Annotated in this window: 19 protein-coding genes; 18 read left to right on the top strand and 1 reads right to left on the bottom strand. The window is 68.6% G+C overall.

Annotated elements, in window-relative coordinates; translation table 11 throughout:
* Positions 1-2: 2 nt before the first annotated feature.
* The 18 genes from QWY80_RS13750 to QWY80_RS13665 all read left to right on the top strand — a co-directional run bounded on the left by QWY80_RS13750 (position 3) and on the right by QWY80_RS13665 (position 25,035).
* The gene (locus QWY80_RS13750) at positions 3-506 is read left to right on the top strand and encodes a phage tail protein (RefSeq protein WP_290232464.1); all 504 of its coding nucleotides are present in this window, start codon (positions 3-5) and stop codon (positions 504-506) included.
* Positions 507-566: 60 nt separating this feature from the next.
* Positions 567-1,463 (top strand): T4 family baseplate hub assembly chaperone, encoded by an 897-nt coding sequence (locus tag QWY80_RS13745; protein WP_290232461.1) that lies wholly within the window; start codon positions 567-569, stop codon positions 1,461-1,463.
* Between the two features lie 1,237 nt (positions 1,464-2,700).
* Positions 2,701-3,540: a Pvc16 family protein gene (locus QWY80_RS13740; protein ID WP_290232459.1), complete on the top strand. Its 840-nt coding sequence runs from the start codon at positions 2,701-2,703 to the stop codon at positions 3,538-3,540.
* Entirely contained in the window at positions 3,537-5,777 is a 2,241-nt protein-coding gene (locus QWY80_RS13735; RefSeq protein ID WP_290232457.1) for an AAA family ATPase, read from the top strand. Before QWY80_RS13740 ends, QWY80_RS13735 begins: the two co-directional genes overlap by 4 nt.
* Positions 5,770-6,522, top strand: coding sequence for a hypothetical protein (locus QWY80_RS13730; RefSeq protein ID WP_290232455.1), 753 nt, complete (start codon positions 5,770-5,772; stop codon positions 6,520-6,522). The genes QWY80_RS13735 and QWY80_RS13730 overlap by 8 nt, the downstream gene beginning before the upstream one ends.
* An 8-nt stretch (positions 6,523-6,530) precedes the next feature.
* The gene (locus QWY80_RS13725) at positions 6,531-7,121 is read left to right on the top strand and encodes a hypothetical protein (protein WP_290232453.1); all 591 of its coding nucleotides are present in this window, start codon (positions 6,531-6,533) and stop codon (positions 7,119-7,121) included.
* Positions 7,122-7,156: 35 nt separating this feature from the next.
* Positions 7,157-8,263, top strand: coding sequence for a phage late control D family protein (locus QWY80_RS13720; protein WP_290232451.1), 1,107 nt, complete (start codon positions 7,157-7,159; stop codon positions 8,261-8,263).
* A gap of 12 nt (positions 8,264-8,275) precedes the next feature.
* Complete coding sequence (locus QWY80_RS13715; RefSeq protein ID WP_290232449.1) at positions 8,276-9,124, top strand: phage baseplate assembly protein V; 849 nt, start codon at positions 8,276-8,278, stop codon at positions 9,122-9,124.
* 7 nt (positions 9,125-9,131) lie between these two features.
* Positions 9,132-9,512, top strand: coding sequence for a hypothetical protein (locus QWY80_RS13710; protein ID WP_290232447.1), 381 nt, complete (start codon positions 9,132-9,134; stop codon positions 9,510-9,512).
* A gap of 1 nt (position 9,513) precedes the next feature.
* Positions 9,514-9,882 (top strand): GPW/gp25 family protein, encoded by a 369-nt coding sequence (locus QWY80_RS13705; protein WP_290232444.1) that lies wholly within the window; start codon positions 9,514-9,516, stop codon positions 9,880-9,882.
* Positions 9,883-9,903: 21 nt separating this feature from the next.
* Complete coding sequence (locus QWY80_RS13700; RefSeq protein ID WP_290232442.1) at positions 9,904-11,451, top strand: baseplate J/gp47 family protein; 1,548 nt, start codon at positions 9,904-9,906, stop codon at positions 11,449-11,451.
* A gap of 1 nt (position 11,452) precedes the next feature.
* Positions 11,453-13,660, top strand: a complete 2,208-nt coding sequence (locus tag QWY80_RS13695; protein ID WP_290232440.1) for a hypothetical protein — start codon at positions 11,453-11,455, stop codon at positions 13,658-13,660.
* A gap of 11 nt (positions 13,661-13,671) precedes the next feature.
* Positions 13,672-14,199, top strand: a complete 528-nt coding sequence (locus QWY80_RS13690; RefSeq protein ID WP_290232438.1) for a hypothetical protein — start codon at positions 13,672-13,674, stop codon at positions 14,197-14,199.
* Positions 14,200-14,216: 17 nt separating this feature from the next.
* Positions 14,217-16,121: a DUF6519 domain-containing protein gene (locus QWY80_RS13685; protein ID WP_290232436.1), complete on the top strand. Its 1,905-nt coding sequence runs from the start codon at positions 14,217-14,219 to the stop codon at positions 16,119-16,121.
* 29 nt (positions 16,122-16,150) lie between these two features.
* Positions 16,151-18,823, top strand: coding sequence for a vWA domain-containing protein (locus tag QWY80_RS13680; RefSeq protein WP_290232434.1), 2,673 nt, complete (start codon positions 16,151-16,153; stop codon positions 18,821-18,823).
* A gap of 18 nt (positions 18,824-18,841) precedes the next feature.
* A complete protein-coding gene (locus QWY80_RS13675) occupies positions 18,842-19,471 on the top strand; it encodes a hypothetical protein (RefSeq protein WP_290232432.1) in 630 nt (209 codons plus the stop codon).
* A gap of 284 nt (positions 19,472-19,755) precedes the next feature.
* On the top strand, positions 19,756-20,985 hold the full coding sequence (locus QWY80_RS13670; RefSeq protein ID WP_290232430.1) for an OmpA family protein: 1,230 nt from the start codon (positions 19,756-19,758) through the stop codon (positions 20,983-20,985).
* Between the two features lie 144 nt (positions 20,986-21,129).
* A complete protein-coding gene (locus QWY80_RS13665) occupies positions 21,130-25,035 on the top strand; it encodes an eCIS core domain-containing protein (protein ID WP_290232428.1) in 3,906 nt (1,301 codons plus the stop codon).
* Positions 25,036-25,098: 63 nt separating this feature from the next.
* Here the strand turns inward: QWY80_RS13665 and QWY80_RS13660 are convergent, their stop codons facing one another.
* Positions 25,099-26,028 (bottom strand): alpha/beta fold hydrolase, encoded by a 930-nt coding sequence (locus QWY80_RS13660; RefSeq protein WP_290232426.1) that lies wholly within the window; start codon positions 26,026-26,028, stop codon positions 25,099-25,101.
* Positions 26,029-26,177 lie beyond the last annotated feature (149 nt).

The following is a 26,177-nucleotide window of genomic DNA, read 5'->3' as shown; positions in this document are numbered from 1 at the left end:
TCATGCCGCGTTTTTCAGTCAACTCGTACCGTTTCGATCCCTACCGGAATTTCAAGTTCAAGGTCAAGTGGGACAACGAGTATGTTGCCGGCCTGAGCAAGTGCAGTGCCTTGAAGAAGAGCACCGAGGTGGTGGAATTCCGCGAGGGTGGCGATCCGTCTCACAACCGCAAGATGCCGGGCATGACCAAGTACGAACCCATCACCCTCGAGGCCGGCGTCACCCATGACGCCGCCTTCGAGGAGTGGGCCAATCTGGTCAACAACTTCGCCGGCGATGCGGCCATGTCACTCAAGGACTTCCGCAAGGACCAGATCGTGCTGGATGTCTTTAACCTTCAGGGCATCAAGGTGTTCTCCTACATCATCCACCGCTGCTGGGTCTCGGAATACCAAGCCTTGCCGGAACTCGATGCCAGCGGCAATGCCGTGATGATCCGCACCCTGACCCTGCAGAATGAAGGGTGGGAGCGCGATACCAGCGTCACCGAGCCCAGCGAGACCTGAGGTCGGGCCTGGACGCGCTTCGCGCGTGTCAGCAATCCTCGATCGAGAGTATCCCGTGCCATGAGTGTCGTCGCTTGCCGCTTACCGATAGGGCTGTCGGGTCCGGATGGCCGATGCCATCGAGACGCCCTGTTACGCGCGCTGGGCGGGCGCGAGGAGGAACTGCTGGCGGAATCCGAGGGTTCCCTTTCCATCGCCGAGCGGATAACGGCCGTACTGGCGAGTTGCCTGGCGCGGATCGGCACTATCGAGCCGGTCACCGAGGCCCAGGTGCGTGCGTTGAGCGTGGCCGATCGCCACTGCCTGATGCTCAAGCTGCGGGCCTTGACCTTCGGTGACGAGGTATGGGCGCAGGTCGAGTGTCCCTCGCCGGACTGTCGGGCTCCCGTGGATGTGCACTTCCGCCTGTCCGATATTCCTCTGGCGGACGACGACCTGGAGCCCGAGCAGACGCTGACCCTGTCGCCGCAGCAGGCCGGCACCCCCAAGCCGATGACGGTGCGGTTTCGCCTGCCCAACGGCGCCGACCAGGAACGCCTGGCAGGCCTGCCTCACGCCAATGGCGCCGTGGCGCTGACGACCCTGCTGGCGGGATGCGTGCTGGCCCTGGACGAGCGGGTATCGCCGAGTGTCGAGGAGATCCGCCAGCTACCGGCGAGCGCCCGACATGCCATCGAGGCCGCCATGGAGGCGGTGGCCCCCGGCATCGAGCTGACCCTGGATACCCACTGTCCCGACTGCGGGGCGGCCTTCGTGGTGCCCTTCGATATCCAGGACTTCTTCTTCGGCGAGCTGAGGAGCAGCGAGGCCCTGCTGCGTCGCGAGGTGCATTACCTGGCGTTCCATTACCACTGGAGCGAACGGGAAATCATGGCCATGCCACTTCAGCGCCGTCGTCGTTATATCGAGGTGCTGGCGGAAGAGATCGAGAGGTTGAACGATGCGGCGGCCGGCTGACGAGGTGACGATAGCGTCCCGCCGGGGGAGCTTTCTGCTCGGCGTACTGAGCGGTGCGGCCAAGCCCTTCGCCTATCCCGAGCGGGTCGCCGGGCTGGTCGGTATCCGCCCGCGTGCGGGGCAGGTACTGCGCCTCAAGGCCGGCAGCGTCGCGCCGCCACCCGCCTTTCCCTATCCGTTCGCGCCGGAGGACAACGGCGGGCGCCCTGGCCTAGACGATCCTCACGCGCACGGGCGCGATCTGCCCGAGGGGACTGACGCGCGGGCAGACAGGGCGGCCCCGGCCTCAGGCCGCCCCTCGACGAGACCTGGCCCGCCGGCGGCGCCCGAGTGCGAGGCCGAGCTCCCCGGCACCACCGAATGCCCCTCCAGCCCGCTTCCGGAACCCTATGCCTGGTCGGCCGACGATCGTGGCGAAGCGCCGAGCGACGCCAGTGAACCGCCCGACGGTGGCGCCCGCGAAGAAACCGGGCCGTCTCCGGCGCCGGCCCCACCGCCTGGTGGGCCCGCGGCATCGCCACCCGCGTCGGCGCCCTCGTCTCCGGAGCCCCCGGTCGAACGGGTGCCCCTGCCGTCGCGGGAGCGCTCGTCGCCACACGAGGAGGCAGAGGGCGAACCGGCCGAACCGGCTCGGCCTCGCAGCGTCGCGCCTGACGCCATGCCTTCCTCGGCACAGGACACGAAACCCGCGTCCCCGGCTTCCCGGCGCTCCGGCACGAGGATGCTCAGCGATGAGCGTGGCGTCCCCGACGCTGGCCATACCGTCCGACGCGGGGCTCCCGTCGGCCGCGAGAAAGACCCGCCATCGATGGCCGTCACCGCGGCGCAGGCGATACCGGCGAGCCGGTCGGTGCCGCCGACCGCGTCGCCGCGGCCGACCGTGAGCGGTGGCCAGCCCCTGGGGGCGTTTCCTCACCGCCGGCCGGCGGCGCCGCCCGAGTCAGGGGCTGGGCCCGCGGCATCGGGGAAGCCGGCGGAAGCGTCGGGGAGGCGCCGGGGCGAGGCGGCCGGCGCCCCGACGGCGTTTCCGGCGCTCTCCCCAAGCGGCGACGGCGCCAGGCAAGGCGCGGCGTCGGAATCCACCCGGCACCCGGCACGAGAGGCGCCCCGTCAGACGGTGCACCAGGACGTGACCGTGCTGTCCGCGCCGGCGCCGACCCCGCCAGGGGGCCGGGGGTACTGGCAGCGTCGGTATCTCGGCAGGGCCTTTTCCAAGCGGGGCCGCTAAGGAGGTTGCGTGAGTGCATCCACTGCCATTGGCCTGGTCGGCGAGTCGCTCAAGTCGCTGCTCGAAGGCGAGATGCAGCTGACGCCGGCGACCGATGTCACGCTGCTGGGGCCGGACGAGAGTCACGGCAACCGTCGCCTCAATCTCTTCCTCTACAAGGTTCAGGAAAGCCCGTTCCAGCGCAACATGGAGTGGCAGGTGGCCCCGGGGGCGCCGGGCCGGCTCGATCCGCCACCGCTGACCCTGAACCTCTTCTATCTGATGACCCCCTATGCGTCGAACGACCCCGACACCGGTCATACCAACGCCCACGCCATCCTCGGCGAGGCGATGCGCGTCTTCCACCAGTTTCCGGTGATCCCGGATGCCCATCTGAATGCGGGCCTGCGCGATGCCCGGGAGCAGGTGAAGATCACCCCCAGCGTCCTGGACCTGGATGAGCTCAGCAAGGTGTGGAGCACCTTCGGTCAACCCTTTCGCGTGAGCGTGGCCTACGAGGTCTCCGTGGTCTCGATCGATCAGTCGGCCGAGCAGCAACGGCCGCTTCCGGAGCGGGTCCGCTCCATCGGCGTGCCCGAGGTGGTGGCCCCCTTCGCGCCGCCGGTACTGGAGAGGATGGCACCGACCAGCGGTCCGGCGGGCACCACCGTCACCTTCACGGGGCGGTATCTGGAGGGATGGCAGGCCCATGTCGCCCTGGGGCGCCGGCGCCTCGTCGACGGCGAGGCGATCGAGGGCAGGCACTTTGACGCCACGCTGCCGGCCGACCTCATGCCCGGCTACCATCAGTTGCAGGTGGACGTCGCGCACCTGACGCGTACGACCTTCTTCTTCGAGGTGACGCCATGAGCCAACGGGAGCCTCGGACGACAGCCGAAGCGGCCCCGGCCTATCGGCATGGCCGCGAGCATCTGCGCGATGAGCTGGCGGTGCTCGATCTGTTCCTGCGTCGGCGAGTGGCACGCTTCCGTGACGGCCTCCTGGATGCCGACGGGGCGCCGGTGCACGAGCTGGCCGGCAGCGCCCATCGGCCCTATATCCCCCACGGCGAGGTGGATTGGCTGCTGGAGTCGTCGACCCCGCCTCGACACGACCAGGAGGCGTTATCGCGGGCCATCCAACGGGCCCAGCGGCGCATCGATGATCGGGTGGGCGGGGCGCTGTCCGCCGGCACCCTGCTGCCGCTGGTGCAATTGGCGCGGCTGTTCCGGCTCACCGATTTCGAATACCAGTGCCTCATCGCCTGCCTGGCGCCGGAACTCTACCGCAAGTACGACACCCTCTACGCCTATCTGCACGATGACATCGCCCGCAAGCGGCCGAGCGTCGAGCTGATGCTGGATCTCTTCTGCGACGACGACGACGAACGCTGGTCCGCCCGCGGGTTGCTCACCGACGACGGCGTACTGCTGGAGGCCGGCTTGCTGTACGGCGTGGACGATGTGGCCAGCCTCTCCGGTGCCAGTGGCCTGGCCCGCTTCCTCGCCGTGGATACGCGTATCCTGCACTTCGTGCTCGGCAATGACCTCCTGGACCCCTGGTTGCGCGGCCACGCCCGGTTGGCGGAGGCGACCGTTTCCCTACCCGAGGTGATCCTGCCCGAAGCGCTCAAGGCGTCGGTAACGGCGACGGTGGAGCAGGGCCTGTCGGGGAGAGACGACGCGCACAAGCTCCTCGTCCACCTGCACGGCCCGGAGGGCATCGGCAAGCGAACCCTGGCCGCGGCGATCGCTGCCGAGTTCGGCACCGCCTTGCTGGTCCTGGACATGGAGGTCGTCGCCGCCGGCGACTCCCCCGAGCGGCTCATCCAGCGGGCGTTTCGCGAGAGCCTCCTGCTGCAGACGCCGCTCTGCCTGGAGAACGCGGACGTCCTGCTGGAAGCGGACGCGACGGCCCGCCGGCTGGGCAGGAGCCTCTTCCGCTGGGCCGACGAGACGGGATGGCTGGGGTTCGTGCTGACGTCCCGCCCCTGGACAGGGTACGACATGCCGGAGGGCGTGCGTCTGACGAGCGCCGCTTTGCCGATGCCTGACGTCGAGCTGCGCTGGCAGGCCTGGCAACGCTACCTGGGGGAGTGCTGCGCCTCGGCTCGGTTGCACGACGTTGCGCAGCGCTTCCGGCTGACGGTGGGGCGCATATGCCGGGCGTCGAAGGTGGCAAGGCAGGATCTGTCGCCAGGGCAGGGTCTGGGTGACCGTGAACTCTACGCGGCGTGTCGCGGGACCGCCCACCACTCACTGGAGCGCCTGGCCGGGAAGGTCGAGCCCGTCCACGACTGGCAGGACCTCGTCCTGCCGCCCCAGGTCGTCGCGCATCTGGAAGCGCTCCGCGCCCAGGTGCGCCAGGGCCACCGGGTGCTGTCGGAGTGGGGGTTCGCGGGCAGCATCACCGGTGGGCGGGCGCTCAGCGCCCTGTTCACCGGCTCGCCGGGTACCGGCAAGACGATGGCCGCCCAGGTGATCGCCAATGACCTGGGGCTGGATCTCTACCGGATCGATCTCTCCAGCGTGGTCAGCAAGTACATCGGCGAAACCGAGAAGCACCTGGCGCAGATCTTCGACGAGGCCCAGCGCAGCGATTCGATCCTCCTGTTCGACGAGTGCGATGCCCTGTTCGGCAAGCGCACCGAGGTCACCGACGCCCACGACCGCTACGCCAACATCGAGGTGAGCTTCCTCCTGCAGAAGTTGGAGGCGTACGAGGGCATCGTCATCCTCACCACCAATCTGCGCAAGAACATCGACGAGGCGTTCGTGCGCCGCCTCCGCTTCATCGTCGAGTTCCCCTTCCCCGACGAGGCCAGTCGTCGACGCATCTGGCGCGCCCACATTCCCCGGCAGGCGCCGATGGCCGCTGACGTGGATCTCGACTTCCTGGCCGACAAGCTCACCGTGCCCGGCGGGACCATCCGCAACATCGTGCTCAATGCCGCTTTCCTGGCGGCGGAGAAGGAGGAAGCGATCGGCATGACACACCTCATCGACAGCGCCCGGCGCGAATACGAGAAGATCGGCAAGCTGTGGGACGAACGCCAGCTTGGTGAGAGGACCTGGCGTCCGATGAAGGAGGAGGTGGTCAATGGGTGATGGCTTCACGAACAAGCCGAAGATCCTGCGCGGGGCCTTCGTCGAATACGGCCTGAATCTACCGCCGTTGATCGTGCCGTTTCAGTTCAACCCCGAGCAGCTCAGCCGCAACCGCAGCCTCAGCTATGCCGGCGAGGAGTTCTCGGTGGTGCAGCAGCCGGTCATCGGCGAGACCGAGGCGTCCCGCGAGCAGCGTGTCCAGCAGCGTCGACGCTCGCTGCGCGAGCTCCACCAGGGCAAGGAGGACCTGCTGGCAGTGCGCGAAGCCCAGCAGGTCACGGTGCAGGAGGAGAGCCTCGATTTCGAATTGCGCCTCGATGCCGCCGACGATCTCAACGAGGGCAACGAGGTCATCGGCCGGGTCGGCATCGCGCCGCGCCTGGCGACCCTGGAGCTGATGGCCACGCCCAAGGAGGACAGCGTGCTGGGCGACGAGTTGGAGTCGATCGCCGCGGACCTGCTGTCGGGCTCCGGGTTCAGTTTCACGGGCGGGCGCAAGCCGCCGATGATCCTGTTCATCTGGGGGCCGTCGCGGGTGCTGCCGGTGAACCTCAATCGCCTCCACGTCACCGAGACCGAGTTCAACACCCTGTTGAGCCCGGTGCGGGCGACGGTCTCGGTCAGCCTGACCGTGATCGAGGGGCCGAATGCGCTTCACCAATACTCGACGGCCGCCAAGGAGGCCTTGTCGTTGATGAACATCGGCAACCTCGGCGAGGTGACCGACATCGTGATTCCGGGCTAGGAGCCATCATGTTCAGCAGGCTATCGCGCTATCGAAAACTCCCCGAGGTGGTCACCGTCGACCCCCGGGGACGGCAGCTCGCCTCGAAGGCGCTGCGGCCCATGCCCGAGGTGGCCGGCGTGTTGCAGCACAGCATCGAGGCCTCGGACCGCCTCGACCACCTGGCCTACAAGTTCTACAAGCAGAGCCGTCACTGGTGGCGCATCTGCGATGCCAACCCGGATCATGCCTCGCCGCTGGAGCTGCTGGGGCAGACGCCGCTGACCCAGTGCCGCATCCCCCTGCCCGGCGATGAAGCGCTGATGCCCTATCCCTGGACACGGGTACTGCATACGTTGCACGGCCTGCCCGGGGTGGAGGGGGTGGTGCCGGAGGAGCGCGTCTCCCTGGTCGAGGAGGCGCGCAGCGTGGCGGGCGCCACGGTCGTGGTCAACGCCGAGCGGTTCCACCGGGCGGTGAGGGTCACCTTCAATCGTCGCCGAGTCGAGGTCGAGCGGCTGGTTGCCGCCCTGGCGGATGCCGGTTTCGCCTCGGCCGAGCCGCAGACGATCGGGCGGGTGGGCAAGGCATTGTCGATACCGCGCAACGTGACGTTATAGAGGGGGACCGAGCATCCATGCCCGCGGAGACATTGATGATCGAGGTCGCCGGCGAGGAGGATCCCGGGCTGTACCAGGACCTGCTCAGCCTGGAAGTGGAACTGGACGACGAGATGGCGGCCATGGCGATCCTGCGCCTGTCGATGCGCCGTCAGCCGGATGGTCGTTGGACCTATCTGGACGATGAGCGCTTCGCCGTGTTCAACGACATGACGGTCAACGCGGGGTTCGAGGGGGTGGCGGAGCCGCTGTTCGGCGGCTACGTGACCCAGCTGCGGCCCTGGTTCGACCCGGAACCGGGGAACTGTGTGCTGGAGGTCTGGGCCATGGACGCCACCGTGCTGATGGACCGTCAGGAGCGGATCAAGGACTGGCCGGACAAGAAGGACAGCGACATCGCCCTGGAGGTGTTCGCGGCCCACGGCCTGGACGCCCGCCTGGGCGATACGGTGCTCGATACCCGCGTGGTCCATGACCGGGCGGTCTCCACCATCCTCCAGCGCGAGACCGATATCCGTTTCCTGCGCCGGCTGGCATTGCGGAACGGCTACGAATGCTTCGTGGAGGGCGAGACCGCCTTTTTCCGACCGCCGCGGGTCGAGGGCGAACGGCAGCCGGTACTGGCGGCGCACTTCGGTGCCGACACCACCCTGACGTCGTTCTCCGCCGAGGTGAACGCGTTGCCCCCTGCCGACGTGGCAGCGGTGCAGTTGGACCGCCTGAACAAGACGGTGCTGGAGGAGGAGGCCACCGTCAGTGACTCGGCCCTGCTCGGCGACAGGGACCTGGCGGCGCTGCTGCCCGCCGGCCAGGAGCCGGGCAGGGTCTGGGTCGGGATGAATGCCGCCACCGGCAGCGCGGAGATGGCCGCCCTCTGCCAGGGGCTGTACCAGGAGGGCGCCTGGTTCGTCACCGCCGAGGGCGTCGTCGCGGCCAACAAGTACGGCCATGTGCTCAGGCCCCGGCAGCCGGTCACCATCAAGGGGGTCGGCGAGACCTTCAGTGGTGACTACTACGTCACACGCACCCGACATGTTTTCGGCCTGGAAGGCTACAGCCAGAGCTTCAGGGCCAAGCGCAACGCGGTCTTTCCCACCGGCGACGAGCGCTTCGCCGGCGGTGGTGGACCCGATCTCTTGTAGGGAGCCGGATCGATGGAGATGGAACGTGCGGTCGCCGACCTGGTGGAGAGGCTCGAGCGCCGCTTCTACGGCAAGTACCGCGGCATCGTCGAGGACAACGCCGACCCCGAGCACCTGGGCCGACTGCGGTTGCGGGTGCCCAGTCTGCTCGGCGCCGAGCTGGTGACCGGCTGGGCGCTGGCCTGCGTGCCCTATGGTGGAGCCTCGGGGCAGGGCCAGCTATTCATTCCCGACCGGGGCGCGGGTGTCTGGGTGGAGTTCGAGGAGGGCGACCTGGAGTTCCCCGTCTGGGTCGGCACCTTCTGGAGCAAGCCCCAGGGCGACAGCGAGCTGCCCAGGCCCAATGACCCGGACGGCACCGCGCAGAGTCAGGCCCAGGACCCGCCGACGCGCAAGATCATCAAGACGAAGAAGGGCCACACCCTGCAATTCGAGGACAAGGACGACGAGGAACTGGTGCTGCTCCACGAGGCCAGCAATCGGCACGTCATCAGGATGGACAAGGACGGCATCACCATCAGCGATGGCACCAACGGTCACGAGGTGACCATGACCGCCTCGGGCATGACCCTCACCGACGGTGCCAACAGCGGCAATACCGTCGTCATGGAAGGCGGCGGGGTCAGCATCCAGGACAAGAACGGCCACAAGGTGGTCCTGGGGACCGGCGGCGTGCAGATCGGCAGCGACGGCGCCACCGAGCCGTTCGTGCTGGGCACCCAGTTCTTGACCAAGGTGGCGAGTTTTCTCACCGCGCTGAGCACCCATACCCATGTGGGCAACATGGGGGCGCCCACCTCGCCACCCACCGCGCCCCTCAACCTGGATGTTCCATTGTCCACCAAGCACCGGACGGAGTGACGGCGTCATGAGTCTCGATTACGGCGACATCACGGCCAGCAGCGGCATGAGCCAGGCCATCTACCTGCAGATGGACGCGCTGCTCTCGCCGCCCTTGCAGCAGGCCGTGGACGAGGCGGAAAAGGAGGAAGTGCGGGCGGCGGCCCAGGAGGCCCTGGACAAGGCGCGCGAGGGCTGGCGCAAGCTGTCCTACGCCATCGCCCGCGGCGTGGTGGAACACCTGATCGGCCACCTGGAGATCGATGGCGTGCGCACCCGGGGAACGGTGAACATCCGGGTCACCGGCGACACCGAGCCCGCCGACGGGCACCGGCATGGCGTGGATCTCGGTGACGGCGACACCGCGACGTTCGATCAGATCAATGGCGGCACCGGCTTGGTGAGCTGAGATGGCTACACGACGTCTGTCCTTCGGATTTCCCTTCACGGTCGACCCCGGCGGCCGGGTCGAGGCCAGTGGGGGCGACGAGATGCTGCGCGGCAAGATTCTCCAGGTGCTGTTCACGGCCCCCGGCGAGCGCCTGCATCGGCCCGACTTCGGCTGTGGCCTGTTCAACCTGGTGTTCGAGCCCAACGACGCGGTGCTCGCCGCGGCCACCGAGTTCACGGTCAACCAGGCCCTGTTGCGCTGGTTGTCCGAGGAGATCGTGGTCGATGGCGTCGCCATCCGCCACGAGGGCGAGAGCGTGATCGTGGAGATCGCCTATACCCGCAGGGCCGACCGCCAGAGCCAGGCGGTCCGGGTGCGGTTCCGGTAGGCGACGGGCGAGGAGGAGGAGATGAGCACAGAGGATGCCGGCAGGAAGGGTGTCGATTACATGGCGCGGGACTATGACAGCCTGCTGCGCGCCATGCGCGAGCAGATACCCCGCAAGCTGCCGGAGTGGACCGAGTACGAGTCGGAGGCGGATTTCGGCAACGTGCTGCTGCAGCTGTTCGCCCACATGGGCGACATCCTGAGCTACTACCAGGATCGCGTCGCCAACGAGAGCTTCCTGGGTACCGCACGGGAACGGCGCAGTGTGATTCACCATCTCGCCTTGATCGGTTACCGGCTGGCCACCGCCGCGCCGGCGGCCGCCGAGGTGACCCTGCGCTTCCCGGCCGACCGCACCGAGGTGGTCACCCTTCACCGCGGCGATGCCTTCGCCACCCGCAGCCAGAAGGACAGCTCCAGCGTGCGCTTCGAGTACCTGGGGGAGGATCGCCCCATCGACACCGGCAGCCTGCCGCTCGACCCCGACACCGGCGACAAGCGGCTGAGGATCCAGGTCGAGGAGGGGCGACGGATCGACGGCGATGTGCTCGGCGTCTCCGACGGCAGTCCCAATCAGCGGTTCCCGCTGGGGCACGCCCCGCTGATCCTGCGCTCCATCGGCGAGAGCGCGCGGGTCAATCCCGACCTGACGCTGGAGGTGGAGCTCGGCGGCGTGCGCGATACCGGCTGGCGGCTCCAGGAGACCCTGGCCTTCAGCCTCGCCGACCAGAAGGACTTCACGGTACGGATCGACGAGAACGAGCGCGCCACCCTGATCTTCGGTGATGGCGACTTCGGCGCCATCGTGCCGGCCGGCGCCACCCTTCGCGCCACCTATCGGGTGGGGGGCGGCGTCAAGGGCAATGTGGGCCCCGGGCGGATCGAGACCCTGGTCGATGCCCCCGAGCTGGCGCTGGTCGGGGCCACGGTGACCAACGAGGCCGTGGCCACCGGCGGTGCCGAGCGCGAGAGCATCGATCACGCCGTGGCCCATGCCCCCGAGGTGTTCCGCTCGCTGAAACGCTCGGTGACCGGCAACGACTACGAGGCCCTGGCGCGGAACTTTCCCGGCGTCGGCAAGGTACGCGCCGAAGCGGGGAACTGGAACACCGTCAACCTCTTCATCGCCCCCCAGGGCGGCGGCTACCTCAGCGATGTGCTGAAGGCCAACCTGCGGGCGTACTTCGAGGACAAGCGGCCGCTCTCCACCCTCATCGAGTTCCACGACGTGGACTATGTGTCGGTCTTCGTCACCGCCGAGGTGCACTTGCAGGGCTACTACTCGCAGACCGAGAAGCACGACGAGATCCGGACTGCGGCCGGGGCCCTCATCGCCTTCGACAACGTCGACTTCGGCCGCCCCCTCTATCTCAGCAAGTTCTACGAGGCCATCGAGGCCATCGAGGGAGTGGCGTTCGTCACCATCACGGAGTTCCGGCGCATCGGCCACGATGGGCTCAGCGAGGCGACCCTGGGCAAGCTCGAGTTCGCCGAGTACGAGCTGCCCCGGGCACCTGTCGAGGCGCCGTATCGCGGCGGCGTCAAGATCGCCGTCTCGGGAGGGTACTGAGGTGAGACTGGAGGCCATCATCGCCCGTCCGAATCCCCACGGCTATGGGGTGGATCTCGCCTGGGGCTATCCGCCGGCGCCCGACTATCCGGCGGTTCGGGTGGTGCGCCGGTCCGGGACCCACCCGCTCGACCCGGACGACGGGGTGGTGGTCGCCGAGGGTGAGGGGCTCACCGCGGCACGGGATACCGGGCTGGAGGCGGAGGTCACCTACTACTACACCCTCTTTCCCTATCGCGGCACCCCGCGGGACTATGTGGTGGACCGCCGCAACCGGGTCGCGGCCATGGCCACCGGCGTCTACCAGCTGGCCGAGCAGATGTACGAGGCCCTGCCCGCCCTCTATCGTCGCTACGATATCGCGCTGCCCGACCCGACCCGCGTGGCGGCGGAAGACGCCGAGCGCGGCCAGCTGCGACGCCTGCTGGAACTGCCCGGCGCGCAACTGGACCAGCTCTACAGCGTCATCCGGGCGTTGCCGCGGTTGTACGAGGTGCCGCAGGCGCCCGGCAGTGTCTTGCCGCTGCTGGCGCAATGGATCGGCTGGCAGACCGACACCCGACGGGAGCTGGACAGCCAGCGTAACGAACTCGCCTACGCCCCGGCGCTCTACCAGCGCCTCGGCATCCTGCCCACCGTGAGCGCTACCACCAAGCGCGTCACCGGCTGGGAGAGCCGCACCAAGGAGTTCGTCCACAACGTCCACCGCTCGAACCAGCCGGAGCGGCTCAATCTCTGGGCCCGCCGCCGTGACACGACGGGGGAGGAGCCCGATGGCTGGCCGGCACAGGGCGAGCCGCTCTCCCTGGACCACGCCTTCGACGGCCGTCCCGCCCTGGCCCGCGAAGGCGATGTCCTGTGGCTCTTCTACCACACCCCGCGCAACGGCCGCTGGGACCTCTGGTACAAGACCCTCGCCATCGGCGCCGACGGCACCTGGACGCCCAGCCGGCGCCTGACCCACCGCGCCGTGCTGGACAAGCACCCCACGGCCACGGTGGCCGGCGGCGTGCTGTGGCTGTTCTGGTCCGGCTTCGACGAGGCCGACGGTCGCTGGCGCCTCTATCGCCAGCGCCGCGAGGCCGGCGAATGGCTGGCGGAGCCTGAGCTCGCGGGCGTCACGGGGGTGGGCTCCCAGGAGCCCGCCGCCACCCGCGCCGACGGCGCGGTGTGGCTGTTCTGGTTGCAGCGCGAGGCAGGCAGCAGCCGGCTCCGCTACGCCCGCCACGCTGGCGGCGGTTGGTCCGCCGACGTGGACTTCCCCGACGACGACGGCGCCCTCCCGCGGGTGGAGGCGGAGCCCTTCGCGGCCTTTCAGGGGGCTCCGGGGTCGCCGCGGCTGTTCGTCTTCTGGGCGCGCAAGCGGCCGGGGGGCGGGGCCGGGCAGACCCGCTGGCAGATCGCCTACCGGGTCAAGACCAGCCTGGCAGCCGACGCGAGCGGCTGGAGCAATGTCCGGACCTTGCCGGTGGACCCACCGGAGGCGGACTTCCACGATCGCCAGCCGTTCGCCCATGTCGACGACGGCGGCGAGCTGACGCTGTACTGGAGCAGCAACCGGGGCACCACCGGCTATTGCCTCTGGCGCAGCCGGTTGAGCGCCTTCGACAGCGACCTGGCCGCCGGCACCGATACCTGGTCCGAGCCCCGACGCCTGACCGACGGGCCCTATGCCGAGCGTTACCCGGCGGTGATCGACGCCGGGACCGAGCGCTGGCTGCTGTATCGCTCCAATCGTCACCTCAGTCACCGCAGCCAGGTCTATCGGGCGACCACCCTCATCGATGGCCGTTATGCCGGCTCGCTGGCGGTGGACCCGCGTAACGGCGCCCAGTTGGCGCTGCACCGCGCCTATGAGGATTTTCTCACCTTCACCTTCGATACCGGCGACGGCGGCAGGCGCGACGACCGCCACTGGTACGGCCGCGACACGGTGGGGATCTATCTCGATAACGACACCCTCGACGAGGCGGTGGTGGCGCGGGGCATCGATCGTCTGGGGCGTGTGTTGCGGGAGTTCATGCCGCTGACCGAGCGGGCGGTGTTTATGCCGCGCCATGACCTCCACACCGAGTGGGTCTATCACTATCACCGTCCGGCGGCAGGGGACCACCACACCATTACCGAGACGCTCATCGACGAGCTCAATGGCGAGCGGCAGGAGTCGCTATTCGGGCCCGGCGAGGACTTCTCGGACCAGCTGGAATGAGGCGAGACGACGTGAGCCGGATAAAGGACACACCCCAGGGCATCTACCACGACCTGATCGTTCATGGCGACGGTCGTTACCAGGACCGGGGCTGGTGCAGCAACCGGGTGGTGAATCGCTGCCGCATTCTGCTGGCCGCCTTCATGCGGGGCGACTCGCGTGTGGCCCCCGGCGTGCAACTGATGGCCCTGGGCCGCGGCGAGCCGAGCTGGGACACCACGCCGCCGGAGTCGCCCGCCGCCAGTGCCCAGGCGCTGGTGGATGCCTCGCCGGTGACCATCGCGGCTGCCGATCTGGATCTGGCGTATCTGGACGCGACCGGTGAGTCCCTCGGCGAGGCGAGTCATCGGCTGCAGGTCAGCGTGACCGTCATCGGCGGCGACCTGCCGATCGCTGGCGATGGCACCTTTCCGTTGCGCGAGTTCGGCCTGTTCGGTCGCTTCGACGGTGAGGACTACATGATCGACTACGTACGGCACCCGGTCATCCATATCGGATCCGGCGACACCCTGGTGCGCCGGATCCGTCTGGTCTTCTAAGCAGGGGAAGCAAACCCATGGGCGACTATTCGCGGGACACTTTCAGACTGACCAATGTGATGCACCAGTTGCTCACCGGTGAGGCGGTCGCCGACGCCCGGCACTACGTGGGGGTGCGCCTCCAGCAAGGCGTCCCCATGCTCGATGCCGACTGGAACGAACTGGAAGACGTGCGCCGCGTCGAGGAGCGACTCAAGCTGCGCGATTTCTTCGGCAATGGCATCCCGGCGGGAAACGGCGGCTTTCGCATCGGCCCGGTGACCGAAGACAACGACTTCGCCATCGCCTCGGGGGTGGCCATGGTGGACGGCATGCTGGTGGTCAACCGACATGCCGGCTTGACTTACCTGGGGCAGGCGACGGTGTTCGGTATCCCCCCGTCGCCACTGTCGCCACCGGCCAGCGGAACCCGGGACGATCTGGTGGTGCTGGACGTCTGGGAGCAGCAGGTCGGGGCCGCCGATGGCAGCGGCGCCGATCCTCGGCTGGTGAATCCCACCGTGGGGCTGGAGACCTGCCGGCGCATCGAGCGCCGCTGGGCGGTGCGAGTGATCGAGGACGCCACCGATCTCGCCGCGGTCACCCCGGAGGCGGGACACAGCTACATGCCGCTGGCCCGGTTGCGCCGGGCGGAGGGCGAGGCACGCATCGAATCGCGACGGATCTTCGACCGGCGCCGCAAGGACCTGAACGTGGCCGAGTACCTCAAGGTGCCGGTACGGGTCGAGCGCGGCGGCGTGACCGTGGACAGCGATCGACTGGCCGAGCGGCTGTCGGCGCTGCGGACCATCCTCATGGATCGACTGGCGGCCAACCAGGTGTTCACCGACGGGCTGCCGACCCTGGATCAGACGGTGATCCACTTCGCCCTGCAGCACGTCATGGAGATCTGCTCCAGCGGGGCCTTGCAGGCGCGCACCCGCAACCTGACCGAAACCGACGCCCTGCGCCTGATGGCCGAACTGGTCGCTGCCCAGGCGGGCTTCTGCACCGCCCTGACCGACCATGGTGCCGGCGATACGCCCACCACCGACTTCGTCGAGGCGTATCGCGAGCACCTGGATGGCAGCGAGGCGGTGGGCGGCGACGCGGGGCTGGGCGGAGTGCGTCCGCCGCTGGCCGAGGATGACCTGATCGGCGCCTATCAAGGCCAGCAGGTGCTCAATGCCTGGCTGTCGGCCGCCGGCGGCACCCTGCCCGAGGGCAGTGTCCTCGCCCGCTTCCTGAGCATTACGCCGTTCGAGGCCATCGATGCCGCCCGGACCTACGACGTCACCATCGAGATCGTCAGCCAGGCGATTTCGGATCAGGGCAGCGAGGTCTTCGACGTCACGCTTACCCTGTCTTCCGACCTGTGGAGTGTGGATCGTGGCAGCGCCGAGATCACCCTGACCAACGGCGGCGGCCGGGGCGAGTTGACCTTTGCCGTCACGCCCGATGCCGGCAATGCCGAGTGCACGGTGTCGGTCCGCGCCGAGGCGCGCCGTAATCCCTCGGTGGTGCATACCCCGCCCACCGATCTGCTGCTGCGGATCGGCGAGCAGCCCACGGTGGTCGGTACGTTGTTGTATGCCGGCGGGCTCAACGATGACGGCCAGGTGGAGCTCAACGCCGGGCAGCTCGACTTCGGCCTGGCCAGCGCGCAGTTCGCCCTGAACAACTCCACGGACACCGACCGGTCCTACACCGTGGCCTCGCACCTGGAGCTGAGCAGCGGGGAATCCACCGCTCCCGTCGAGCGCATCATCTCGGTTTCCGCCGAGGACGTGGAGACCGTGGCGATCAACTTCGGCATGCCCGATGGCACGACGGCCAGCGCCGGCGATACCGGTACCTTGACGGTGCGACTGCTCCGTCGCAACGGCGTCGACCTGCCGGCCGATGAGCAAGAGACGGTAGAACTTCCATTCCTGGTCGTCTGATACGGCCCCAGCAGGGAGGAGAGGCAGCCATGGTCAACGAAAACAGCATGAAAGGGGGTCGCCGGGTCGCCTGTCTGATGGCCGGTGGCCTCCTGGTCGCCGGCTGGAGCGGCGGCGTTGCCGGCAGCGCTGTCGCCGATGCCGGCGGGAGCTTCCTGATCCCCGAGCTCTCGGCCAGCGACGGGCCGATCACGCTGGACTGCAACGCCGGCGACTGGCCGGCGGATGCCATGAGCTTCGAGGTGGTCTCGCTCAACGACGCCTCGACCGTGCTCGGTACCGGCAGGATGGTGATCGACCACCCGGACGACCTGATGCAGGACGAATCGCTCTATCTGTTCGTCGAACTGACCGATGACACCGCGGACAATAGTGACGAGCTGGTCCTGATGTTCGACAACTCCCATGATCAGGTCCCGCCGGACACCAGCTCCTACGAGGCCAGCGATGATCGTGGCATTCGCTTCCGTCGGGACGGCGGCGCCATTCGCGTTTTCGGTACCCTCGATGCCCCCAACGATCACCCCGATCCCGCCGAGGTCGATCTGGAGCCTGGCCGTCTCTGCATCGAGGGCAATACCGCCGGCAGCCCCAGCTGGCAGATCGAGACCGAGCTGCTGCCCGGCGATCTGGGGTTGAATGGCTTCGCCGCCCTTTCCGGTGCTGCCGCCGTGAGCGCCGATACCAGCGGCGGCAGCGATTCGGTGGGCATCTGGCCGGATGCCCAGATCATCGGGGGAACCGAGGGCACCACGCCCCAGGAAGAGTGGAGCAACCTGCTCACGCGCCAGCCCATCGACTACCTGCTCGTGCTCGACCAGTCGGGCAGCATGAGTGGCGACAAATGGGAGTCGGCCCTGCAGGCCGGCGACAACTTCGCCCTGATCCTGTCGGTGCTCCACGATAGCGAGGTGAGCAACGAATTCGGCGAGACCGAACGATTGTTCCAGGGTGATCGGGTCGGTGTGACCAGCTTCCAGTGGCTGAGCGGGTCGGCTCGAACCCCCACGCATATCGGGCTCTCTTCCATCCCCACCAATCCCGAAGGCCTCGTCAGCGATGCCCTGGAGGACGAATCGCCGGGCGGGCGCACGCCCATGGTGGCCGGCATCAACAAGGCCATCGGGACGTACACGGCGTTCGGCGACGCGGGCGACCTGGACGATCCGCGCCAGCGGGTGATGCTGCTGCTCAGCGACGGCAAGCACAATGAGCCGGATACCACCATCGACTTCGCCGATTTCAGCTACGCGCCCTCACCCTGCGGGAGCGAGACGGCCATCCGCATCAATACCGTCGCGCTGGGCACCGATACCACGGTGGACACCGGCAAGCTGAATGCCATCAAGGACTGCTTCTCGGGTAACGTGGGTGGCGACGGCTCGGAGGTGCCGTTGAGTATCTACAACATTACCGGGGGGGAGGGGGCGACCGGAGCGCAGCTCACCGCCGAGCTCACCCAGTTCTTCGTCCAGACCCTCGAGCCCTACTACGACTGGAACATCATCAACGACAACGGCGAGGGCTTCGACCTGCTCGCCGGCGAGCGCAAGCTGCTGCTGTTCGCCTTCTGGGACAATCCCGGCGATGCCCAGGAGTTCACCGTGACGACCCCCACCGGTTCGGAGACCGCCACCGCCGATACGGACCTGGGCTATGCCCATCTCATCCTCGACAACCCGCCCGAAGGGACTTTCGGGAGCTTCGCGCCCACCGCCGATGCCAGAATGGCCCTGGTGGATCTGCGGGTGGAGAGCCGCTTCGGCATCGACAACCGTTCCCATGGCACCAGCAGCACCATCACCCTGCGCGGGCGGTTGCGCGAGGATGGGCAGCCGATCACCGGGGCCGATGTGCGGGTGGACATCGCTCGGCCGGAAGAGGGCTTCGGCAGCGTGGCTTCCACACTGTCGCCGGACCGCTGCGAGCCGCACACGCCGGGCCTGCCGCCGGTCGACCAACTCTCCGGCAAGGCCCTGTCCGCGCTGATCGAGGGCAGGGACACACCGGTCGCTGTCACCGATGCCACGGACGCTGGTGGCGGCGACGTGCAGCCGCCGGCGTTTTCCCGTATGCAGGCCATCCTGGATGCCTGCGGCAAGCCCGGGCTGGAACGCGGCGACGATTCCGGGTTGAGGCTGTTCGACGATGGCACCCACGGCGATGAGGTGGCCGACGATGGCATCTACACCCTCACCTACGAGAACACCGAGATCGAGGGAAGCTACGCGTTCCGCTTCAGTGCCACCGGCGCCATGGGCAACGGTCAGCCGTTACACCGCGTACGCCAGGTCGCGGAGTACATCCGTCTGGACGTCGATCCCGCCGCTACCACCTTCGACTCCCGGCGACTGCAGGAGGCGGAGAACAGGGTGCTGACAGAGCACTATGTCATCCCTCGGGATGTCCATGGGGGCTACCTGGGGCCGGGGCACGTGGATCAGGTGGCGTTCCTGGTACAAGGAGCGCAACGGGTCGGGCCCGTGCGCGACTACAACAACGGCATCTATTCGCAGGTGGTGCGCCATGACAGCGGCCAGCCCGACCCGCAGGTGGTTCCCGTGGTGCAGGACAAGCCGATCCTCCCGACACCGGACGGCGTGATGCCCGCCTGGGCGCTCCTGATCATGATCCTGCTGGTGTTCATCATCATCGTGCTGTCGATCCTTAACTGGAAACGGCGTCAAGCCGGCAAACCTTGAGCGGCCGGGAGCCACAGGATGCTGACCCGTCACTTCTATCGCTTCCTCGCCGCTCGGCTCAAGGGCCCGCCTCTCGAGGGGGGCGGGCTGTTCGTCGCCGTGGGTGCCGGCAGGCCGGACTGGGACCAACGCCCCCCGGTGTTGCACCGGGGGCGCGAGGCCTTGACCGCCGAGCTGGCGCGCCGCGCGGTGGGCGACGACGGCATTGCCTTCCTGGACGATGACGATCGGCCCAGCGACCGACCGACGGCGCGGCTGCGGGTGAGTGCCACCTTCGGCCCCGGCAGCGGGGAAGGCAGCCTGCGAGAGTGCGGGGTCTTCGGCTTCGACGCGGGGCCGGCCGCGGGCTCCGGCGTGCTGTTGGCGTATTACGTGCATCCGGTGGTCGAGAAGCGGGGCGACGCGACGCTGACCCGCAGCATTCGTCTGGATCTCACGCCACGGCCCGGCGGCGATCGGGTGGACACCCGCTATCTGGGCAACGCCAACAGCCGCGAGCTCCACGACCTGGAGAACCTGACCGGCGCCTGCCAGGTGGACGAGATCTCGCCGGACCGCCGCGTTCCCTATGCCAGTCGCGAGGAGGCGTTGGCGGCCGGCTACGATTTTTGTGCCTTCTGTTTCGGCCGTGAGTTGTCGCGGCGATGAGCAGGGGGCGAGGCAAGCCTGACCCTCGATGGAGCGCGCGTCGGGCAAGCCGGAAGGCGCGACGTCGGGCCTGACAGGAGGGGGCGATGCAGCGCAGATACGGGCCAGGAACGACACGGGCGGAGCCAGGGGCCCGCGTCGGCGACACTGGGGGGTCGCCCGGGCGCGGCCGTCGGGGGGCCAGCGGGAATGCCCGACTGTCGCAGGTGCGCGGTAACGCCGCAGCGCAACCTCGGGCCGTCCCGGAGCGGTCGACGGCGATCCGGCTCGCACGTGCGGACGACATGCCGTCACCGGAAGCCTGTCCGGTCAGTTGCCCGCTGCCGGTCTCGTCTCCCGAGGCGGGCATGCTGCAGCTGCGTTTCGCTCAGGATTCGAGCCGCCTCGATGCCGCGCAGCGTGGGGCCCTCTATGCCTTCATCGGCAACTGGCACGCCGCCGGCGGTGATCAGGCGATCCGCCTCGACGGCTTCGCCAGCGAAGAGGGAGATGCCTGCTACAACCTGGAGCTGAGCTGTCAGCGCACCGTCGGGGTGCTGAGAGAGCTGATCCAGCCCACCGATCCCTCGGTACCGGCCATCCCGGCCGCCTATCTCCGCTATTACGCGCAAGGCGAGACCACCGCCTACGGTCCCACTCGGGCCGACAACCGGATCGTCTCGCTCTCGGTCGAGCGTCGTCGGCGGCAAGCCGAGCCGCGCCATCCGAGCCGGGAGGAGTGGTTGGAGCGCGCTTATGCCGAGGCGGGCATCGACGCGGGCGACTGGGTCCCCAGACGGGGATTCGAGGCCAACGAATCGAACGTGCGCAAGGTCTATGCCTACTACACCGCCTTGTTCAACCGTGATGAGGAGCTGTTGTGGGCGGGCATGGCCAAGTTGGCGGGGGGCACGGTGCTGAACGGCCTGCGGCAGACCCAGGCCCCGATCGATGCCTACGAGGTCGCCCGCGACAATGCCGTCTGGGGCGATCCCGGTGAGCGGGCCTTCGTCAGCATGATGGGCGTCCAGGCGGGTTATGCCCGACGACTGCAGCAGCTCTTGCTGGCCATGCAGAAGGCGATCTTCGAGGACCTCGCCTGGCAGCACCAGGCCTACATCGAGCGGGGGTTGCCGGCCCTGGAGACCCTGCACGACAGCGGCGAGTCGGTGCCCATCGAAGCCTGGCGCGATATTGCCAGTGGCGAACCCGGTCGCGTGCAGCGCGGCAACCAGGCCTTATTGCGTCGTGAGCAGGGCAGGGTCCTGCCCCGTTTCTACGGCGAGATTCGCGACATCCCCGATTTCGATCAGATCCCCTCCCGGATGTCCGGACGCGCCCGCTCGCCGATTCCCGGCGGCAGATCCTTCGAGGATGTCGTGCCCGGTGGCGAGATCACCCGTTTCCCGGATCGCTGGCGCTGGATCGAGCGGGATATGCTCCCCGCCTACGAAGGGCTCTCCGGGGAGCGTCGCCGCCAACTGGTCAACACTACCTTGAACGACTTGGCAGCTCGGCGCTTTCCCGAACCGTGAGGGGGCCGACAACGAAGGGGCAGATCCATGAACAAGACGACACTCTCCCCATCTCCCGAGGGCAGCAAACGCGGCGCACCGTGCCTCACACCGGGATGTCGCCGTTGTGACGCCGGCGTTACCCCCGTCCGAGCGGCCGCGGGGATGAAGCGCTCGGGGGTCGGCAACGCCGCCCTGCAGCGTGCCGGCCGACCGGGGGGCGTGCCGGAAGTCGGCTCGGCAGGCGACCGCTACGAGGTGGAGGCCGACCGATTGGCCCGGCGCGTCGTGGAGGCGCCGGTGTCCCGCTCGACCCCGTCGACCGGCGATGCCCGGGGCGGTGATCGGCCGACTCCGCCGAGCCGCGGTGTCGCGTCGGATGGCAGCGGGTTGTTTCCGGGCACCGGCAGCCGCATCGCGGCCGCACCGCGGCGCGAGCTGGAGAGCCGCTTCGGCCACGCCCTGGATCATGTGCGAGTCCACACCGATGGAGCGGCGTCGCGCATGGCCGGGATGCTCGGAGCGCGAGCCTACACGCTGGGACACCGGATCGGTTTCGCCGCCAACGAGTATCGACCCGCCAGCGCCGCGGGGCGTCGACTGCTCGCCCACGAGCTGGTGCATGTCCTGCAGCAGGGCGGCGGGCGGCCGTTTCATCCCCGGGCGCTGAACGTCACCCGAGTCCCCGCGGGTAGGGTCGCCCGGGTGCAGCGCTCCTGCCGTGACCTGGCCGCCCTCGGTGGCCGTGACCCCGACATCGGCGATGAGGAGCGCCAGCGGCGGAGGCAGCAGGCCGCTCGGCGGATCGCCGAGACCGGCTCCGACGACGACAAGCGCCGGCTGCGTCGCCAGATCCGCGAGTGCGCCGAAGAGGCCTTGGGGCGATACCGGCAACGGCTGACCGAGTTGCCGGAGGTTGGCCAGCTGCGCGGCGCCCAGCGGAACCGATATCGACAGGCGGTAGCCCTGGTGGAGCAGGGCATGCGCAACCTTCGGGGGGCCGAGGGCGAGCAGATGGCCATGCGTCGTCAGCTGCTCGGCGCCTTGCGAACCCAACTGGACCAGACGCTGTTCGTGCACTTCTACCTCAGCGGTGACGGCTATCGCGTCCGGCTGGAGACGGTTCGCCGGATCGGTAATCCGGCGGTCACCATGGAGGCCGACGAGTTGGAGTTGCGCCGCTACGAGTTGTCGCAGTACCAGCGTGGCAGCGCCTACGTGATTCGCCGACAGCTGGAGGAGACTCTCTACCAGGGGCTAGCCGTCACCCGAGAAGAGCTGCGTACGCCCGACGAGGCTCCTGCCGCTGACGAGCCGGCCGCCGAGCCTGGCGGTGTCGGAGGCGAGACCGGCGAGGAGGCGTCGGAGCTGTCACGGGAAGATCTCCTGCTGCTCCAGGAGTTCGCCGATGAGGCCCAGCGGCACGACGTATCGGTGGAGGGGGCCGACACCCGGCGGGCGCTGGAGATCCTGCGCGAGATGGACGCCGCCGAGCGCGCGCGCTTCCTGGAGTTCTACCGTGAGGTGGCCGACGAGGACGTGACCTCGGAACGCTACACCTCCCTGGCCGACGCCCTGGAGCGCTACAACGCCATGTCCGAGGCGCAGCGCGAGATCCTGCGCACCAACCGCGAACTGGCCGACCCGGAGCGCGCTGGGCCGATCAACGACGAGGTCCGCCTGGCCCTGCAGCAGAACGCCGAACAGGACCGCACCATCACACAGCAGACCGAGGCGGTGAACAGCGTGCTGAGCCAGATCGACGGCATGCTCAGCGATGAGGCCCGGGAGCAGGTGGACGTCTCGCCGCTGGCCGGCGAGTTCACCTTCTTCATCAACGAGATCACCATGTTCAAGGGGCTCCTGGCCGGGGCCAGCAGCCGCTCGCCGGAGATCCGCCAGGTCTCGCAGGACCTGCTCCGGGAGATCCGCGCCCTGTTGGATCGCATCCAGACCGAGCTGCGCTGGTTACTGGTGGAATCGGCCGGCGCTGCCGCCATCACCTATTTCACCGGTGGGGTCGGCTCGCCGACCCTGCTGCTGGTGGCGCGTCGGCTCAACCAGCTGCGCCGGCTGGTCAACAGTGCCCAGCGGGCGTTCGCCGTCTACGAGACCATCCGCGACATTCTCCAGGTGGTGCGGCGTGGTCGCGAGAGCTATGAGCGCTTCCGCGAGGTCGTGGACCAGCGAGTCGAGCAGCTCCAGGCCGTCGAGGAGCAGCTGCACGACCTGGAGGCGCCGGCATCCCTCGAGGCCGAGCGCGAGCGGCTGGAGCAGGAGCTGCTGGAGCAGTTCCAGCAGCAGCTCGGCGAGGGCGGTGCCCTGGGCGAGATGCTGGGGCACTTCTATATCCCCGAGGACGCCTCCAACGAGGAACTGGTGCAGATCCTGCTGGACATCCCCCGCGGCGTGGACGATCTGGACCGTCTCTCCGATTACTACGAGGCGCACCGGGACGACGACGACCCCCAGGTGCCCGAAGTGCTCGGCGCCATCGCGGTGCGTGCCGGTGCGCGCCTCTATCCCCTGGTGGGGTACATGGCGGCGGTCATCGGCGGCGAGCTGCCCAGCATCCTGCCGGAGCGCAGCCCCTCGGAGCGGTTGATGCGCTTCGTCTCACGAGTGGGCACCGGCCGCGGGACGCGGCGTCGCCGCGAGCGCAACCGGGGAGTGTTCAGCCGGCTGTTTCGTGACCGCTTCGAGTATCACGGAGGCGATCTGCGCACCGAGCTGGCCTGGGGCGAGCGCTGGCTCCAGGAACGGCTACGCCGGGACGAGCCGGGCGGTCACTGGGTACGGTCGTGGTTCCGCTGGAGCATCCGCCGGCGGGTGCGCGAACTCAATCGTCAGGCCCGGACCGAAGGACGGCGGGTGCGCGGCCGCGAGCGGCAACGCCGGCGGGGTCGAGGGGGCGGCGGCAGCCGCTGGCAGCAGGTGCCGTTGCCCCGGTTCCGCGTCCGGTTGCCCCTGCTACCCAGGGCCGGCCGCCGACTCAACGCCACCCTGCGACTCAACCCCGGCCGCCGGATCGAGGTGGACCGCCTCACCTTCGACGACTTCCGCGGCAGCGGCATCCGCTTCGACCCGGCCAACCGCCGCCGGCACCGAGCGCTGGTGGATTGGCTGGAGGATCACGGCTACGAGATCACCACCGACAACAGCGGCAACCGGCACCTGCGCATGGAGGGCGGCCGCCGGCAGACCCGCCGCAGGCCGTATCTGCAGTTCGACGGTTCACGCATCGAGCTGGATCGGGATCTTGCCCTCACCAAGCGGCTCCTCGGTGGCAACGATGCCAGCCGCTTCGTCGGCAAGGAGGTGCACCACTCCCGCGATCTACCGGAGGGCTACTACTGGTCCTCCGGCCGCGCCCGTACCCACTATATCCGCCGCAAGAGCCGGGTGCCGCGGCTGGAGCGCAACCCTCGCGGGCTGCCGCAGCTGGGGGTGAACGATCAGGGCAGGCTGGTGGCGGGCGAGGGCGTGCGTCGCGCCCAGCGCCAGGAACAGGCCGCGCTCGATTCACCCACCCTGGAAAGCTACGACTGGCGGGGCGCGGTGGAGGCCATGTTCGAGCCCGATGGTACCCCCAGGACCAGTGCCAACACCCAGAATCGCAATCGCCGCCGCTGGCTGAACCTGGTCAACGCCGAACAGGACCTCAAGCGCCGCCCGAAGCGGATCACCGGCAAGCTCGGCCATACCGTCAATGCCCGCCTACTGGGCGACTCCCTGTCCAGCCGCCACCTGCCCAGCATGGAACCCGGCGATGACAAGGGCCACCTGGTGGCCAGGCGGTTCGACTCGCCGGTGAACGACCCCTACTGGAACCTGATCCCCATGCGCCGCACGATGAACCGCTCTCCCGGTCGCTGGTATCGCATGGAGACCGACATGGCGGCGGTATACCGCGACCGCGCCCCGGGCAGTGGAGAGGCCGTGCACATCGACATGCAGATCGACTACGGCCGCTTCACCAGCCGCCGACCGAGCGTGTTTCGGGTGCGCTGGTGGGTGGAGCGCGACGGCTCTCGGCAGGGGAGCGAGAATCGCGTGACGGCACGGAATTGAGGAGCCTGCCATGAACGCGTCCCGGTGAGGCGAGTCGGTGTAGTGATGCCTCTGACAGGCCGTTCAGCGGTCGGCCCGCAGGGTTCTGAGCCAGCCGGTCAGGCGCTGCCACCAGCCGGAGACCTGGCGCGCCTCGGCTGCGGGGCGTCGGCGCCCGGCGGGGCGCAACAGGAAGTCGGTGATGGGGGTGACCTGGCTGTCCCGGTCGAGCATGGGGGCATGGCCGCAGCCGGGCACTTCCAGGCGCACCAGGCCGGGCTGGGCCTCGGCCATGCGCGCGACGCTGTCGGTGCGCAGCAGGGGCGAGTCGGCGCCGCGGATCACCATCAGCGGGCAGCGGATCGCCGCCCAGTCGGCCCAGGTGTCGCGGGGCGTGTCGTGGATGAATTGCTCGCCGATGCGCGGATCGTAGTGGTAGGTCCAACTGCCGTCGGGCAGGCGCCGGGCACTCTCCAGGGCCAGTCGCCGCCAGGCGTCGTCACCCTCGATGCCGAAGCCGACATAGTGGCGGCGCAGCTCCGCCTCGAGTTCGCCGAAGCGGCAGAAGCGGTGGGGCACGCCGAAATAGGTGGCCAGCTCGGCCAGGCCGTCGGGGTCGAGCTCGGGGCCCACGTCGTTGAGCACCAGGCGCTCGATGCGGCTGGCGGTGGCGTCCTCGGCGGCCAGCAGCATGCCCAGCAGCCCGCCCATGGAGGTGCCCACCCAGGGCACCCGCTCGAGCTCGAAATGGTCGAGTACCGCCACGGCAATCGTCATGTAATGGGAATAGAGATAATCGTGGGCGGGGTAGAGCGACCAGCTGGAGAGGCCGCGGCCCGGGGTGTCCGGGGCCAGCACCCGCCAGCGTGGTCCCAGCAGGCGGGCGAAGTCGGCGAAGTCGCCGCCGTGGCGGGCCAGGCCGTGCCAGGCGATCAGCGTGCGCGGGGCCTCGGGGTGCCAGACGCGCACCGCCACCTCCAGTTCGCGGACCCTGACCAGTTCCAGTGCATCCATGGCGTCGTCCCGATGATCTATATTGCATTGCAGCGTAGCGCAGTCGAAGAGCCGCGACCAGCCGCCGGGATTCGCCGATTTGCACGATAAGTGCTTTCTTCTAGGGGTGGATTCCCTTCTAAAACATGCGAGAATGTATGTATAGAGCG

The organism is Halomonas ramblicola (assembly GCF_030409215.1).
Lineage (GTDB): Bacteria > Pseudomonadota > Gammaproteobacteria > Pseudomonadales > Halomonadaceae > Halomonas > Halomonas ramblicola.
The sequence above is the reverse complement of the archived record's forward strand: the minus strand, read 5'-3'. Positions and strand labels throughout refer to the sequence as shown.